Source organism: Vibrio ziniensis, assembly GCF_011064285.1.
In the GTDB taxonomy this organism is placed as follows: Bacteria; Pseudomonadota; Gammaproteobacteria; order Enterobacterales; family Vibrionaceae; genus Vibrio; species Vibrio ziniensis.
The window spans coordinates 1,056,671-1,069,874 of sequence record NZ_CP049332.1 but is presented as its reverse complement, the minus strand read 5'-3'; the positions used below and the strand labels follow the sequence as shown (position 1 = coordinate 1,069,874).

16 protein-coding genes are annotated in these 13,204 nt (G+C 38.8%); 6 read left to right on the top strand and 10 right to left on the bottom strand.

Annotated features, from left to right (window positions below):
- Window positions 1-80 precede the first annotated feature (80 nt).
- The 3 genes from G5S32_RS19760 to G5S32_RS19750 form a co-directional block, all read right to left on the bottom strand.
- Window positions 81-650: a YceI family protein gene (locus tag G5S32_RS19760; RefSeq protein ID WP_165313854.1), complete on the bottom strand. Its 570-nt coding sequence runs from the start codon at window positions 648-650 to the stop codon at window positions 81-83.
- Between the two features lie 2 nt (window positions 651-652).
- Window positions 653-1,186, bottom strand: coding sequence for a cytochrome b (locus G5S32_RS19755; protein ID WP_165313853.1), 534 nt, complete (start codon window positions 1,184-1,186; stop codon window positions 653-655).
- Window positions 1,187-1,357: 171 nt separating this feature from the next.
- Window positions 1,358-1,606: a DUF2164 domain-containing protein gene (locus tag G5S32_RS19750; protein WP_165313852.1), complete on the bottom strand. Its 249-nt coding sequence runs from the start codon at window positions 1,604-1,606 to the stop codon at window positions 1,358-1,360.
- 201 nt (window positions 1,607-1,807) lie between these two features.
- Between G5S32_RS19750 and G5S32_RS19745 the strand changes: the two genes are divergently transcribed.
- The 3 genes from G5S32_RS19745 (at window position 1,808) to G5S32_RS19735 (ending at window position 4,467) form a co-directional block, all read left to right on the top strand.
- Complete coding sequence (locus tag G5S32_RS19745; RefSeq protein WP_165313851.1) at window positions 1,808-2,443, top strand: hypothetical protein; 636 nt, start codon at window positions 1,808-1,810, stop codon at window positions 2,441-2,443.
- 107 nt (window positions 2,444-2,550) lie between these two features.
- The gene (locus tag G5S32_RS19740) at window positions 2,551-3,339 is read left to right on the top strand and encodes a lipase family protein (RefSeq protein WP_165313850.1); all 789 of its coding nucleotides are present in this window, start codon (window positions 2,551-2,553) and stop codon (window positions 3,337-3,339) included.
- 333 nt (window positions 3,340-3,672) lie between these two features.
- Entirely contained in the window at window positions 3,673-4,467 is a 795-nt protein-coding gene (locus G5S32_RS19735; RefSeq protein ID WP_165313849.1) for an EAL domain-containing protein, read from the top strand.
- A gap of 33 nt (window positions 4,468-4,500) precedes the next feature.
- On the opposite strand, the gene G5S32_RS19730 is transcribed toward G5S32_RS19735, so the two are convergent.
- The 5 genes from G5S32_RS19730 to G5S32_RS19710 form a co-directional block, all read right to left on the bottom strand.
- Entirely contained in the window at window positions 4,501-5,079 is a 579-nt protein-coding gene (locus tag G5S32_RS19730) for a DJ-1/PfpI family protein (protein ID WP_165313848.1), read from the bottom strand.
- Between the two features lie 16 nt (window positions 5,080-5,095).
- Window positions 5,096-5,563 (bottom strand): OsmC family protein, encoded by a 468-nt coding sequence (locus tag G5S32_RS19725; protein ID WP_165313847.1) that lies wholly within the window; start codon window positions 5,561-5,563, stop codon window positions 5,096-5,098.
- A gap of 75 nt (window positions 5,564-5,638) precedes the next feature.
- Window positions 5,639-6,070 (bottom strand): MazG nucleotide pyrophosphohydrolase domain-containing protein, encoded by a 432-nt coding sequence (locus tag G5S32_RS19720; protein WP_246201132.1) that lies wholly within the window; start codon window positions 6,068-6,070, stop codon window positions 5,639-5,641.
- A 69-nt stretch (window positions 6,071-6,139) separates the two neighbouring features.
- The gene (locus G5S32_RS19715) at window positions 6,140-6,520 is read right to left on the bottom strand and encodes a SpoIIAA family protein (RefSeq protein WP_165313846.1); all 381 of its coding nucleotides are present in this window, start codon (window positions 6,518-6,520) and stop codon (window positions 6,140-6,142) included.
- Between the two features lie 230 nt (window positions 6,521-6,750).
- Window positions 6,751-7,413, bottom strand: coding sequence for an SH3 domain-containing protein (locus G5S32_RS19710; protein WP_165313845.1), 663 nt, complete (start codon window positions 7,411-7,413; stop codon window positions 6,751-6,753).
- 144 nt (window positions 7,414-7,557) lie between these two features.
- Here G5S32_RS19710 and G5S32_RS19705 point away from each other — a divergent pair, with 144 nt between their 5' ends.
- The 3 genes from G5S32_RS19705 (at window position 7,558) to G5S32_RS19695 (ending at window position 10,346) form a co-directional block, all read left to right on the top strand.
- Complete coding sequence (locus tag G5S32_RS19705) at window positions 7,558-8,133, top strand: hypothetical protein (RefSeq protein WP_165313844.1); 576 nt, start codon at window positions 7,558-7,560, stop codon at window positions 8,131-8,133.
- A gap of 217 nt (window positions 8,134-8,350) precedes the next feature.
- Entirely contained in the window at window positions 8,351-9,601 is a 1,251-nt protein-coding gene (gene glgC / locus G5S32_RS19700; RefSeq protein WP_343033180.1) for a glucose-1-phosphate adenylyltransferase, read from the top strand.
- 289 nt (window positions 9,602-9,890) lie between these two features.
- Window positions 9,891-10,346, top strand: a complete 456-nt coding sequence (locus G5S32_RS19695) for a methylglyoxal synthase (RefSeq protein ID WP_165313842.1) — start codon at window positions 9,891-9,893, stop codon at window positions 10,344-10,346.
- A 58-nt stretch (window positions 10,347-10,404) separates the two neighbouring features.
- On the opposite strand, the gene pncA is transcribed toward G5S32_RS19695, so the two are convergent.
- Together pncA and helD are read right to left on the bottom strand one after the other, a co-directional pair.
- Window positions 10,405-11,025, bottom strand: coding sequence for a bifunctional nicotinamidase/pyrazinamidase (gene pncA, locus G5S32_RS19690; RefSeq protein ID WP_165313841.1), 621 nt, complete (start codon window positions 11,023-11,025; stop codon window positions 10,405-10,407).
- A gap of 11 nt (window positions 11,026-11,036) precedes the next feature.
- Window positions 11,037-13,100, bottom strand: coding sequence for a DNA helicase IV (gene helD, locus G5S32_RS19685; RefSeq protein WP_165314217.1), 2,064 nt, complete (start codon window positions 13,098-13,100; stop codon window positions 11,037-11,039).
- Window positions 13,101-13,204: the final 104 nt, after the last annotated feature.

Genomic DNA, 13,204 nt, shown 5'->3' with positions numbered 1-13,204 from the left:
ACATATCAGTTGGCTAATAAAACAAAGCCCCTTTAAGTTACTGTATAAAAGTAACAGGGGCTTTTCTTATCAAAACCTATTTACTTTTGAATGCCTTCGATATGAAGTTCCATATCTACATAGCTTGCGGGTCCCATGACTGCAATATCGAAATCTTTAAGTTCTAGACGAGTTGTTCCCGTAAATCCAGCTCTTTGACCACCCCATGGGTCCTTACCAGCGCCAATAAACTCTGCGTCAATTGTAATACTCTTTGTATGCCCGTGCAGCGTTAAATCCCCTATTACATCAAGTTTACCGTTGCCTTTATCCACTACTTTAGTGCTCTTGAAAGTAGCAGAGCTAAATTTCGCTGCATCAATAAAATCTGCACTTCTAATGTGTTTATCACGTTCAGCTTGGTTTGAATCAAGACTTGTTGTATCCACATTTACTTGTACTGAAGAAGTGTTAATGCTGTTCGCATCAAAAGAGAATTGACCATCAAACTTATTAAAGCGTCCTTTAATAAAACTATAACCCAAATGACTAACTTTGAAGTTGATAGAAGCGTGTGCACCTTTAGAATCAATTGCGTAGTCTGCTGCACTTGCACCAAAAGATGCAATCATACTTGCCGTCAATCCAACTGCCAATAACGTTTTCTTCATTACTATACTCCTATCATTTTGCGTAGCGTATTATCTTTATTAACAAAGTGGTGTTTAAATGCTGCAAGCGCATGTACCACAGCAACTAGAATCAAAGTCCATGCAGCATATAAGTGAATGAGGCCAGCTAGATCTGCTTGTCCTTCAAACAGAGCTCCTGCCCCAGGAACGGTAAACCAGTTAAAGACATCAATACCGCGTCCATCTTCAGTAGATATGAAGTAACCAGAGGCAAACAAAACAAAAAGATCGAAATAGATAAACAGGTGGACAATCTTTGCCAGTATGCGTTCGAGTTTAGAGCCTTCGACTCCAGGTGACACTGTCACCAACTTCCAAACGATGCGAAAGACGGTTAAGCCTGCTAAAAGCAAACCAACTGACTTATGCCAATGTGGAGCTGTTTGATACCAAGAGCTGTAATAAGAAAGATCCGTCATCCAAAGACCAACAGCGAACATTCCAACAATCACAACTGCCGAGAACCAGTGAATATATCGCGATACAACATTGTAGTGTGTAACTTGGGAACTCATGTCAGCTTCTCTCAAAACCATTTAGATACCATTAATCAACAAGACAGTATCACTAGATACATAGTGTTAACAGAGTATTTACCAATATTTACCAGGCAGCTATACATTTAGATTGAAGTACTTGTTCAAATAAATTGAATGACTTATTTGAGTATAGATTTGAAGATAGATTTAAAATTCACTTTGTTTTTCAATTTGATAGAGTTCATCTGCAATATCTAGCATCTTTCTTTCCACTACAGATTGAGCATCTGAGAGTCCTTTATTGTAATAAACTGGCCCTATCTTATTTGTAACAAATTCTAACAAGAACCAAGCATCGAACTGCTCGATCTCGATTTCAAGCTCATCGGCACAGTATTTCTGTAAAGCGGCAGTCAAACCTTCTTTTTGTTGTTGAGTAAATTCAATGTCACTCATCGCAATATCCCCCAGTAAATTTAGGGAGATATTATAGCCAATAAAAATCATGAATTTCACGCCAACTTACTTCTAGTTTTCAACGAGACCTTTAGAGAGATATAAATTTCAAGAATTGGTGACCTAAAACGGCTATTTTGCACTAGAGAGAAAATGTAACTGTGATACTCTAACTAGGCTTAAATTATGGAGAATAAGTAATTGTTACTGGACTTGGTCACACAAAGCGTCAATGAATTCCAAACCGATTGCTTGAGGTTGTGTGAAAAGCACTATCCTACCATTCACAACAAAGGAATGAGTGAACATCACTTAGGTTTAGCTTTTGCTCGCCGCTTATCACGAACATTAACTGAGTTCGGTCATGCCTGTGATTACGATTCCATCGAATCTACTTTTGATGGTGATATGCCACATCATTTTCGAGTAACCAGTGAGATGGGTACCGTTTGGATACTAACTCATCATTTAGTCAGTGCAGGTAAAACATGTCGTGACAAACTGATGCGTGACATCTCACAGTGGAAACAAGAGTATGCATTTGCCATTCAACCTAACGATCTACTTATTCTTCTCACCGATCATTGGATAAGCAAAAGCCAGAAAAGCCGTGAACTGCTTCATTGGTGGACAGGTCAACTCCCGGATGAAATTGATGAATACAATGCTCAAGGCATTACTCTTTACGAGAGTGACTCACTATTAACTCAAGCTTTAGAAGCGCGTTATAAAATTAGTCCTTGTTACATCAAATTCGGCCATCCTTTGAAACATTCTAAAAACCAACAGTTAGTAAGAAAATATATCCAGCTATACGCAGTCTTACAGTGGGCGTAGTGAATGATCTCTAGCCCTTTTTTCATATGCTTCCATTTTTATTTTTCTGTCACTTTCCTTACATATTTCTGTCTCATAGTAAGTAAAAACCACCAGTTAATTTGAATGTGAAAAGCCTAAAGCGCTATCAATACGAAAGATATGCCGTGCTGTGTAACCTCGCATATCCCAGAGTGTTTAAGCAAACCAACTACGGATTTGACCCTAACGGACAACGTATTGTTTATAACCGTTTCGGTAAAGTGATGATGCGCATTCTTTGGAGCAAAAAGAGTGATGAAGTTATTGTCGTAATCAAAGGATCTCATTCTCTTTGGGACTGGCTATTAAATCTTGGTATGTGGCAGATTACACCTAAAACACTGGGTACGAATTATCCTATTCATGCTGGTTATTCATTGTTGATATTGCAAGAAAGCCTCCCTGGCTACAATAGTGACAAACTAGGTTTAAGCGTTTACGAGCGGTTATTGAGCTACATTGTCCCTCACATTGAACTAAATAAGAAAATCACTTTTACGGGTCATTCATCTGGAGGAGCAATTAGTACGGTACTCGCTGATTTAGTTGAGAAGAAATATCCTAAATCAATTAAGAGAGTCGTGACATTTGGCCAACCTGCAATAGGTGGATACCAATTTAGAAAGCGATATTTACTTGCTCATAAAACTTATCGTGTATGTTGTGATCTTGATATTGTTACTTTTCTACCACCTTTACCGTTTTATTATTGGCATGTTGGAAAATTGCTATGGTTACATAATGAAAGAGTGTATGAAAATACACCAACGCTTCTTCGATTGGGCAAAAGTATCGTTTCATGGGCTATAAGACCATTTTCATATCATTTAATGAGCCGCTACATAAGAAATAAAGATTTTTTTGACGATCGCTAAAAAATAAACTTGAAGCATATCAACTTTCAGAGATTTTATTACTCAATTAAATAAAGGTGATCGTATTGTAATTTCAGTCATCAGATCATTAAAAAACAAATTATTAATAAATTTAATTCAGCATTATCAATATGATAAAATTATTTATTTTTAGATCATGATCTAGACAAATACAGATCACATCAAGGATCATTATTTAGATCTTCTGAAATTCATGATCCGTTTATTAATTATTGACAGAATATTAATATCGTCAATACTATGACGTGAATCAAAACAAATTGACGTATGGATGCGTAAATTAAATATTATTTTTGGGATTTAGCTGATTATATGATTCTTACTCAGAGACACCAGTTCGATAAACACATTAGTATCGATAATGCGGGACAATATATAGCTCATTATAAACAGATGACGCTACGCAGTGTTTTCCAACCAATCTTTTCGAGAGAAAAACGAATCGTTGGTGTAGAAGCTTTGGTTAGAATATATACAAATGGGCAAAGACAAATCCGACCTGACTTGTTCTTTCACTCAGATCAATTTAATCAAATTGATCAAATTAATGTCGAATTATTAAGCAGAGCTATTCATGTTAGAAATTTTTCTAACTCCCCTTTTAAAAATATTAGGCTTTTCTTAAATCTATTACCTTCGGTTGGCCAATTTTTGGTACAAAACGAAAGCTTCTCAACCCGTTTATCAACACGTATTAACGAACTTAATATTAGACGTCCCCAGATAGTTATGGAGATAGTAGAACAACACTCCGAAGACAATGAGCTGCTAAAAGAAGCGACACAAACACTTTCCAACTATGGATTTCATATCGCCGTCGATGACTACGGTTCACACGCTTCTACCTCAGAACGAGTTGACCTTATAACTCCAGATATTATCAAGTTTGATCGCACACTGTTAAATAAATATATGAGTGGTGATACCACTCCTTTACTGGATGCAATCACAGTCGCCCAAAATGCCAAGGCAAAAACGGTTGTCGAAGGTATAGAAACTGAGCAGCAGTTTGAAGCTATGAAAGAACTGAATCTAAATATGTATCAAGGATATTTCCTTGGTACACCTGAACGTGTAATCCCAAGAGTTCAGCTTGCATGTGGTTAGACTCGATAAAGTAGTGTTCTAACCCATTATATTTTAAGAATTTTTCTGCCAATCATAATCCATTTGTTTGGCTGTCTTTAATGCTAAGTCCATAGAAGCAATCTCAGATACTAAAAATAAACTCATATCGATGCCCGCGGAAATTCCAGCAGAAGTAACTATGTTTCCTTGTTTAACCCATCGTACGTTTTCCTTAACCTCCAACAACGGAAATTCCGCTCTCAAATCAGCGATATCTTCCCAATGAGTCGTCACACAATGATCAGTGATTACACCCGCTTTAGCTAACAAAAATGCACCAGTACAAACTGAAGCTACCATGTTCGTATTGGGTACCAAGTTTTTAATCCAATCTATGACTTTTGACTTTTTCACTTCTTCATTATGAACACCACCAACAATGATCAAAACATCTATATTTGGTGTGCTATCGAACGAGAAATGCGGTTGAACGTCAAACCCACCACGAGCCCTGACCAAAGTTTGCTGTTCGGCAATAAGTAGTACCTCCCAATCATTGCCTGCAAGCCTCTTAGCTGTACTGAACACTTCAAAGGGGCCAGCAAAATCCAACACTTCAGCGTTGTCATAAACAAATATCCCTATTTTCATTGTTAGCCCTTAATCCTTAATAAACAATTTCTGTAATAACTTTCGTTTTTACTGAGTTAGCAATAAAACAGTTTTCATGCGCTTGGTGATGCATTTTTTCCAGTATTTGTATACTTGGTTTATTTTCCCCGACAAAGGTTACTTTGGGTCGTAACACAACTTTGGTGATAGATTCTTTATTTTGCTCATCAAGCTCAAGCAAACCTTCTGCTTCATCACTATATCCGTCAACAACATAGCGTTTCTTCGCAGCGATAGAAAGAAAAACAAGCATGTGACAACTAGACAGAGCTGCGACAAATGCTTCCTCAGGATCTACATTGGCTTCAACGGAATAAGGTAGAGGAACAACGCTGGGAGAAGGAGAGGCAGGAACGACGACGCCACCATCAAATTCCCATATGTGTGCACGGCTATATTTGTTATCGCTAAATACTTCGCCGTCCCTACGACACCACGACACTTTAGCAGTATGTTTAGACATAGCTATCCGCCCTTTATTCATAAGTATTAAATCTTGTGTGAACTAACAAACCTTATCGTTCTTGTAAGAGGTGAGTTATTTACTTAAGTTACAAGAAGGCATGAGGCAGTTTTGCTGCTCCCATTTCAGTTGTTCTTCTGCTAATGAGAGCTTTTGCTTGGCTTTAATATCACACCATGAAACCCCATTTTCTAGCCCGCTGACTCTTTGTTCAAATTTCAGACATGCTCGTTCTAGTACGCTCTCTAACTTGATGTCAGATTCAGATTCCAAAGCAAGTAAAATGTTTAGATAATCCCAAAGTAAATCCCCCAACTCCTGCTCCAGATAGCAACGCCGGTTGAGGGGAATTTCTTCAAGAACTTCATCGAGTTCAGTTCGCATCTCGCTAAGGTATGTCTGCGAACCTTCGAACCAATCACTAGCGGTGTCGATGACACTTTTACGTCTTGCAATACTGAGCAATTGTTCAAAGTACATCGACGTCATTGGCGTTAACTTATCCATACTTTCCCTATCTATAGCAACCAAGTATCCTTACTCTGATTGGTTTTGATCTAGACTAATTTTTCAGTATTAGTTTTTCAACCAAGTTATCGCATCGCTATAACTTTCGAAATATTTAATTTCTCCTGAAACAAACCAATTCCCAATTTTTGCCGAAACCTCTTGCCAATCGCGATTACCGAACAAGGCAATTTTGTCAAAATCTGAGCCATGCTTTAGTCCCAATTTGAAGTCATCCCATGCTGCTCTAAGCTCCCACCCCTTAAGCTCAGTTGCATCGAAAAGAACTTTTACTTTGGGCTGGTTTACTTTGATCAATGCAGCATCGATCATTGGCGTAATCAATTGATAATCTTCATGGGTAAGTCGACCAACTGCTTTGATTGATACGAAAAACTCATTACCAACTCTATCAAGGCCGATAGATAGGCCGTGCCGTTCATTACTCATAGTGCCTCCTAAACATTGAATCTAGGAAAAGTGTAGAAATGCAACAACTCGCACTCCACGCTTGCCACTTTAGAGATTAGTTGACATTAAATGATATGAATTGAGAGCAAATCACTATTTGACGAAACGATATCAAACATCAACAGCAATTAACGCTCAATTAAGCAGTATATGAAAAGTGGTTTTCTTATAGGACTTGGACCAAAATATTTGGCCAATTAACTGATTCTTCAGTAAAACACTTCACCAGTGCGAACATCTAGATAAATTTTGTCAGCTAATTTCATGCCACCACAGTAAATGAAATATACATCTCGCCCAGCATATTTAGTGGATTTAACCCAGCCTCCAAGCTCTTCAAAATCTACAGGTGAACAACTACCATCATTTAGAAGCTTGTCCGTCGTTTTTAAGAACATTTCTTCGAACTGTATGAGATCGTCAGACTCCGATATGTAACCCTGTACCGTTTTTTTCCGCTCTTCAGGTGTAATAATCGGTGCATCTTCCACTAACCCTTCTAACGGAATCCATTCAGCAATTTCAGGTCCACCTTGCTCATATACAAAATATGCTGAGACACGTCCCCATCCATTCTTTTTTTCTAATAAACGAACTTTGTCACCTTTATACAAATAGCGTTCTACAAACGTATCTAGATTGGCAGCTTCTCGGATTCCTAGCTTTTCAACATCTACGTAAAATTCCATATTCTCTGGTTTTATCTCAACAATGCTTTGAGGCTCACCCTCTTCGATCTCATCATTTTTCTCATCAACTTTAGCCGCTTGGTTAGCCAATTCTTGTTTAGGTTTATAGTAAAACAGGTAGTAACCGGCACCAGCACCTACAATCCCGATAAGCAAAAATACAACCATCAGAAATTTTTTCATGTTTTGTGTCATACCTTATGGTTTGAGCCTAGTGAATTACCAATATTTTGTTTTCTTTAACTATAATAATACTAACTATATTGTTGGGTTAGCAGCATTAATATTATTAATCTAAACCGTACATATCCTTCGACAATGAAAAGTTTGAAAACACACTTACGCTCTGTATCGACCGTTATGTTGATAACTTTATCCTGGCTTAGCCAGGCTAGCCAATGTAACGAGCAAGAATGGAACAAAGCACTTGCTTCTCAACGAGTTTGGGATCAAACGTACAATCTATTAGCATCCAAATACAACGAGTGGCTACCAAGTTTTCAGCAATCCATTTTTCTACACGTAGAATTCTCGAATAATGAGTTATCTTACCTTTGGAGTAAGGACACGAATCATTTTCAAGATAAGGTAAACAAACAAATTCTCGCGATATCGGAGTCTCGCCAGCAACTCAATAGCCTAATTCAATACATAGATCGACTCCCAGATGAGGTTTTAGAGCAATTACAAACTTGGCGTGATATTGAAGAGGCATGTGGAAGCGACAAACTGATAGCCAACGAAGTTGCTGCAGGGCACTACATAAGATCAGACCAGCAACTAATACAGGATTTTACTCATTTAAAAAAGCAGCTTGAGATAATGAGACGTTCTTATGATAACGAAATTTTCACTTTGAAAAATATTAGCTCGCAACAAGCTTTAATCCCGCATCAAGAATAAGATTTACATTGTAAACTTAGGTCTTCTTGAACGGTTCATCCGTAGGAAAAGTTCTCTCATATACCACCGTTTCAATACGTGCGTAGTTGCACTATTTTATTGCGCAACTTGAACCATATCCGCATCAATATGGTGCATTAGAAATTTCTCATATTAATAATTCAAGACATGACATAGGTTTCAATTTTGGCTCGAAACTTGTACTACTCTCTAAAAAGTGAATACGAATTGCACATATTTAGGGAGAAATAAGATGCAAGACACCTTAGCGGTAGTATTAGCCGGCGGTATGGGTTCACGATTATCCCCCCTCACTGATGATCGGGCCAAACCCGCTGTACCATTTGGCGGAAAATATCGCATTATTGATTTTACCTTAACCAATTGCCTACACTCCGGATTGCGTCGAATACTTGTACTAACGCAATACAAATCTCACTCTTTGCAGAAACATCTACGTGATGGCTGGTCGATATTCAACCCTGAACTTGGTGAATTCATCACAGTGGTCCCTCCGCAAATGCGTAAAGGCGGCAAATGGTATGAAGGTACAGCAGATGCCTTATTTCATAACATGTGGCTACTTTCACGTAGTGATGCTAAGCATGTAGTGGTTCTTTCCGGTGACCATATTTATCGTATGGACTATGCTGCAATGCTTGAGGAGCACAAAGCAACAGGTGCAAAACTGACGATTGCTTGTATGGAGGTTCCGAGAGCTCAAGCCTCTGCCTTTGGAGTAATGGGCGTCGACGACGAGAACCGCATCACTTCGTTTATTGAAAAGCCAAATGATCCACCGTCAATGCCAAATAGTCCTAATTCAAGTCTAGTATCTATGGGGATCTATATATTCTCTATGGATGTGTTGCAGCAAGCGCTGCATGAGGATTCTGAGGTAGAAACATCAACGCACGATTTTGGTAAAGACATTATTCCTAAGCTTATTGAAACCCGTAGCGTTTATGCCTATGAGTTCTGCAATGAGAAAGGTCGTGTTGATCGAGATTGCTATTGGAGAGATGTTGGTACTATTGACTCATTCTATGAAGCAAACATGGATTTATTAGAGCCAGTTCCTCCAATGAATCTGTATCAAAAGAACTGGGCGATTAGAACTTATGAGCCTCAATTACCACCAGCTAGAACAGTGTCCTCAGCGACTGGTAACGAAGGTATTTTTATTAATTCTATCATTTCCAACGGAGTCATTAACTCTGGAGGCTCAGTTCATCATTCGATCATTTCAGGGAGTGTGGTGATCAATGATAGTGCTACTGTCGTTGATAGTATTCTATTCGATGATGTTGAAGTTGGAGAAGGCTGCCAGTTGGTAAACTGTATCATTGATAAACATGTAAAAATTCCGCCTAATACACAGATTGGACTGAACGCGATTGAAGACGCTAAACGTTTTAAAATTTCAGAAAAAGGCATCGTTGTTGTCCCTGAAAGCTATAAATTTTAGTAGCAAAGTATTCTAAACTCACTGCGCTAGCTGGTCATTACTCCTCAATGTCCAGCTAGTTTTAAAAGCTTCCTTGTCATCTTATATTCCTATTGTGCTTAGCCTTCCTTTCAAACATGCAATGCCTAGCCAATACTTACAGAGTCTGTCATAAATTAACCAATTTAAACACGTATCATGATTTTAGGGTTCTGAATTGAATACAGAACAACATTTTTAATAAAAGAGATTGAATTACTTGGTCTATTTCGTTATTTAAATAACAAATCTATTTGTTGGGAAAGAATTAATGAAAGCAACAACTCGCACAATGGCGGCTTCTAAACACGTAGCACTCGTTGCGCACGACAACTGCAAACCTGAACTTTTGCGCTGGGTAAAAGAGAATAAAGAAAAGCTACAGCGCCACTTTTTATATGCAACTGGCACTACTGGCAACATGCTAAATAAAGAGACAGGCCTGCCAATTAAGAGTTTAATCAGTGGCCCAATGGGGGGAGACCAACAATTAGGAGCTTTGATTTCTGAAGGTAAAATTGACGTATTGATATTCTTCTGGGATCCACTCAATGCCGTTCCACACGATCCTGATGTTAAAGCATTACTTCGTATTGCTGGCGTATGGAACATTCCTGTGGCAACCAACCGTGCAACTGCAAAATTCTTATTTAGTTCAGAATTTATTGATAAGCAGGTAGATATAGAGATTCCTGATTACGAATCTTACCTGGCTGAACGTCTATAGCTGCAAGCATAAAAAATCCCCTGTTAAAGGGGATTTTTTATTTACACTCAACGGATGATTATTGATTAACAAAGTCACGCGATTGGACAAGTTTACACCCTGCTTGCTTCATTTGCTTCCAAGCACTTTCAACATCACCTGTAGCCATTTCTACTCCTCGACATGCATCTTGTACAATGGATGTTTTAAATCCCAAAGACACAGCATCGATAGCCGTAAACTTGACACAGTAATCCGTCGCAAGACCAACAATCACTAACTCTTTGATGTCTTGAGCATTCAAATATTCTGCCAAGCCTGTTGCTTGAAGTCTTTGATTATCAAAGAATCCACTGTAACTATCGATATTAGGGTTGGTCCCTTTATGAATAATTTGTGTAATAGCACCAACATTCAATCCATCGATAAATTCAGCCCCTTCAGTACCTTGAACACAGTGATCTGGCCACATTATTTGAGGTGTGCCATCTAAAACAATCACATCACCAACCGCTTGGTTGTTTGACGAGGCGAAACTTGAATGCCCTGCTGGATGCCAGTCTTTTGTTGCAATTACATGGTCAAAATGAGGAATTAATTGATTTATCACTGGAACGATTTTATCGCCCTCCGCTACAGGCAAAGCGCCTGAAGGAGAGAAATCATTTTGCACATCTACTAACAATAATGCTTGGCTCATATAGAATCCTTTTAACTTTTCTTAGTCACTGGATAATCACCATTCAACAACTCTTGCACAAATACTGAGCCACTTCCTGAATATGTAACCCATACTTTTTCACGTGCCCGAGTCATCGCTACATAAAATAATCGTCTTTCTTCAGCGAAAGAATAATCGTCTTTAGATTCTGTCAAAGCGCTATCCAAATGTAACGCTTTCACTTTCGCTGGGAATTGTCCTTCATCGACGGAAAGAATAATAACAAAGTCAGCTTCTTTTCCCTTACTCGCATGGCATGTCATAAACTCCAATTTCAACGACAAAAACCTGTTTTGCCAATCACGTAACAATTCGGGTTTATGGTAATGATTTCTGCCTAATAGCAATACCGTTTTGATACCGGAAACTCTTCGATTTAAGCCATCTAATATCTTTTCTACACTTGTACTCGGCGAAAGAACCACAGCTTTACTACTTTGAGATTTCACACTGTTAAGTGTTTTTTGGCGCTGCTGTGGATTTTGCTGAATAAATCGATTAGCGACTTCTCCAAGTTTGTCGTTAAAACGATAAGTTGTATCTAAATGATGTACTGTTGAATACGGCATACGTGATTCGAACCCTGTAGTCAAATCAACATCAGAGCCTGCAAATTGGTAAATCGACTGCCAATCGTCTCCCACTGCAAACAAATTACACTGGTTGGACTTTTGCTCACATAATGCCTGAATAAGAGCTAACCGCTGTGGAGAAATATCCTGATACTCGTCGATCATTATGAACTTCCAAGGAGATGAAAACTTACCCTTGGTCACATAATCTGTCGCCCGACTGATCATAATATTGAAATCGATGTGATTGTTCTCTTTTAACATATCTTGCCATGCTTGATAGCAAGGCCAACACAAAGAAAGCTCGCTGTTCAAACGAGAGTAATCAGGATACTCTACCAATCGTTCCTGAACTGATTTTTTGGGGATAGCTAACAAAGTCAGTTGATCGAGTTGTTTTTCTAGCCATGCAATCAGTTTAGGGTTTTCAACATGACTTCCAAGTTCATCATCACCTGCTAAATAGGCTATTGGCCACTGCGCTAAATGCTTTTGCCAACGTTTAAAATTAGTGGGAGTCATCCAGTGACGCTTAAGCCAATCAATGCACCACGCTTTCTTAAGTTTTTCATCTAGAGCAATGGGAGAAATAACCACATTCCCCCCGTCAACTTGATTCAAAATACTTAAACCAAGCTGATGAAACGTGTTCACGCGAATGTTCTCTGCCGCGAGGCCGATCTTGTTCTTTAATCTCAACTCCATTTCACTTGCAGCGTCCTTTCCGAACGCAACTAATAAGATATCTTCAGCTTGTGCTAAATGGCTTTGCAAAAGATATGCAACCCTCGCGGTAAGCACGCTTGTCTTACCTGAGCCAGCACCAGCTAGCACCAAGTTGTGGTCATCATTAAGTAACACTGCATATTGTTGCGATAGATTGAGAGGTGAGGATTCAATTTGGCTAAACAATACTTCCCAATTCAATCTCTCGTTTTCAATCCAACGACTGTTGCGCTCAGCGAGTTGATCCGACGTATTGAGAATCCACGGAGACAAACTGGAAATGTGTTCAGGTAAACGCTTATGGGCCTCTTCAAAAGAGATGCTCATAGTCGTGAGATCATCATAAACACGGTTAACCCAACTATCTGTTAGAGAATGTGGTAAGAATGAGGGCAAGCGAATTAAGCGGGTTAACTCTTGCTGCCAACGGGGAAGATATTGGCTCAGTTGAACACACTGTTGGTTGTGCCAATTTTGATAAATCGCTACAGCTTTATGAGCGAACTTACGACACTCCGGCCAAGGTAAACCTTGAACCAACCAGCTTCGTTGTTTTCCGTACTCTTCGTGAGCAAAAAACTGCAATGATCCCCAAATGGCACCACGTTCGATTTTTACCTTGCCATTCCAAATATTAAAAGGAATGTGCTCTTCACTCATCAAAGATGAGAGAATCACACATTCGTCACCAAGATCAACTTGGTTGTATTCACCAGAAATAAAAAACTGTGCAGTCTTATTTGCTTTCAGCTGCATTGATATTTGCTCTTCGAATTCGTTGCCAACCATCATACCTTAACCACTTTGCGCGAAGCTAAAATAATGTCAATAATGTTTGATGTTTACTTTGTACTCATATG

Bases quoted from the DNA above. Each gene is read 5' to 3' on its own strand.
- G5S32_RS19755 (WP_165313853.1), bottom strand. From the start codon at position 1,186: ATGAGTTCCCAAGTTACACACTACAATGTTGTATCGCGATATATTCAC.
- G5S32_RS19750 (WP_165313852.1), bottom strand. From the start codon at position 1,606: ATGAGTGACATTGAATTTACTCAACAACAAAAAGAAGGTTTGACTGCC.
- G5S32_RS19720 (WP_246201132.1), bottom strand. From the start codon at position 6,070: ATGGATAAGTTAACGCCAATGACGTCGATGTACTTTGAACAATTGCTC.
- helD (WP_165314217.1), bottom strand. From the start codon at position 13,100: ATGCAGCTGAAAGCAAATAAGACTGCACAGTTTTTTATTTCTGGTGAA.
- G5S32_RS19735 (WP_165313849.1), top strand. From the start codon at position 3,673: ATGATTCTTACTCAGAGACACCAGTTCGATAAACACATTAGTATCGAT.
- pncA (WP_165313841.1), bottom strand. From the start codon at position 11,025: ATGAGCCAAGCATTATTGTTAGTAGATGTGCAAAATGATTTCTCTCCT.
- G5S32_RS19695 (WP_165313842.1), top strand. From the start codon at position 9,891: ATGAAAGCAACAACTCGCACAATGGCGGCTTCTAAACACGTAGCACTC.
- G5S32_RS19725 (WP_165313847.1), bottom strand. From the start codon at position 5,563: ATGTCTAAACATACTGCTAAAGTGTCGTGGTGTCGTAGGGACGGCGAA.
- G5S32_RS19730 (WP_165313848.1), bottom strand. From the start codon at position 5,079: ATGAAAATAGGGATATTTGTTTATGACAACGCTGAAGTGTTGGATTTT.
- G5S32_RS19710 (WP_165313845.1), bottom strand. From the start codon at position 7,413: ATGAAAAAATTTCTGATGGTTGTATTTTTGCTTATCGGGATTGTAGGT.
- G5S32_RS19715 (WP_165313846.1), bottom strand. From the start codon at position 6,520: ATGAGTAATGAACGGCACGGCCTATCTATCGGCCTTGATAGAGTTGGT.
- G5S32_RS19760 (WP_165313854.1), bottom strand. From the start codon at position 650: ATGAAGAAAACGTTATTGGCAGTTGGATTGACGGCAAGTATGATTGCA.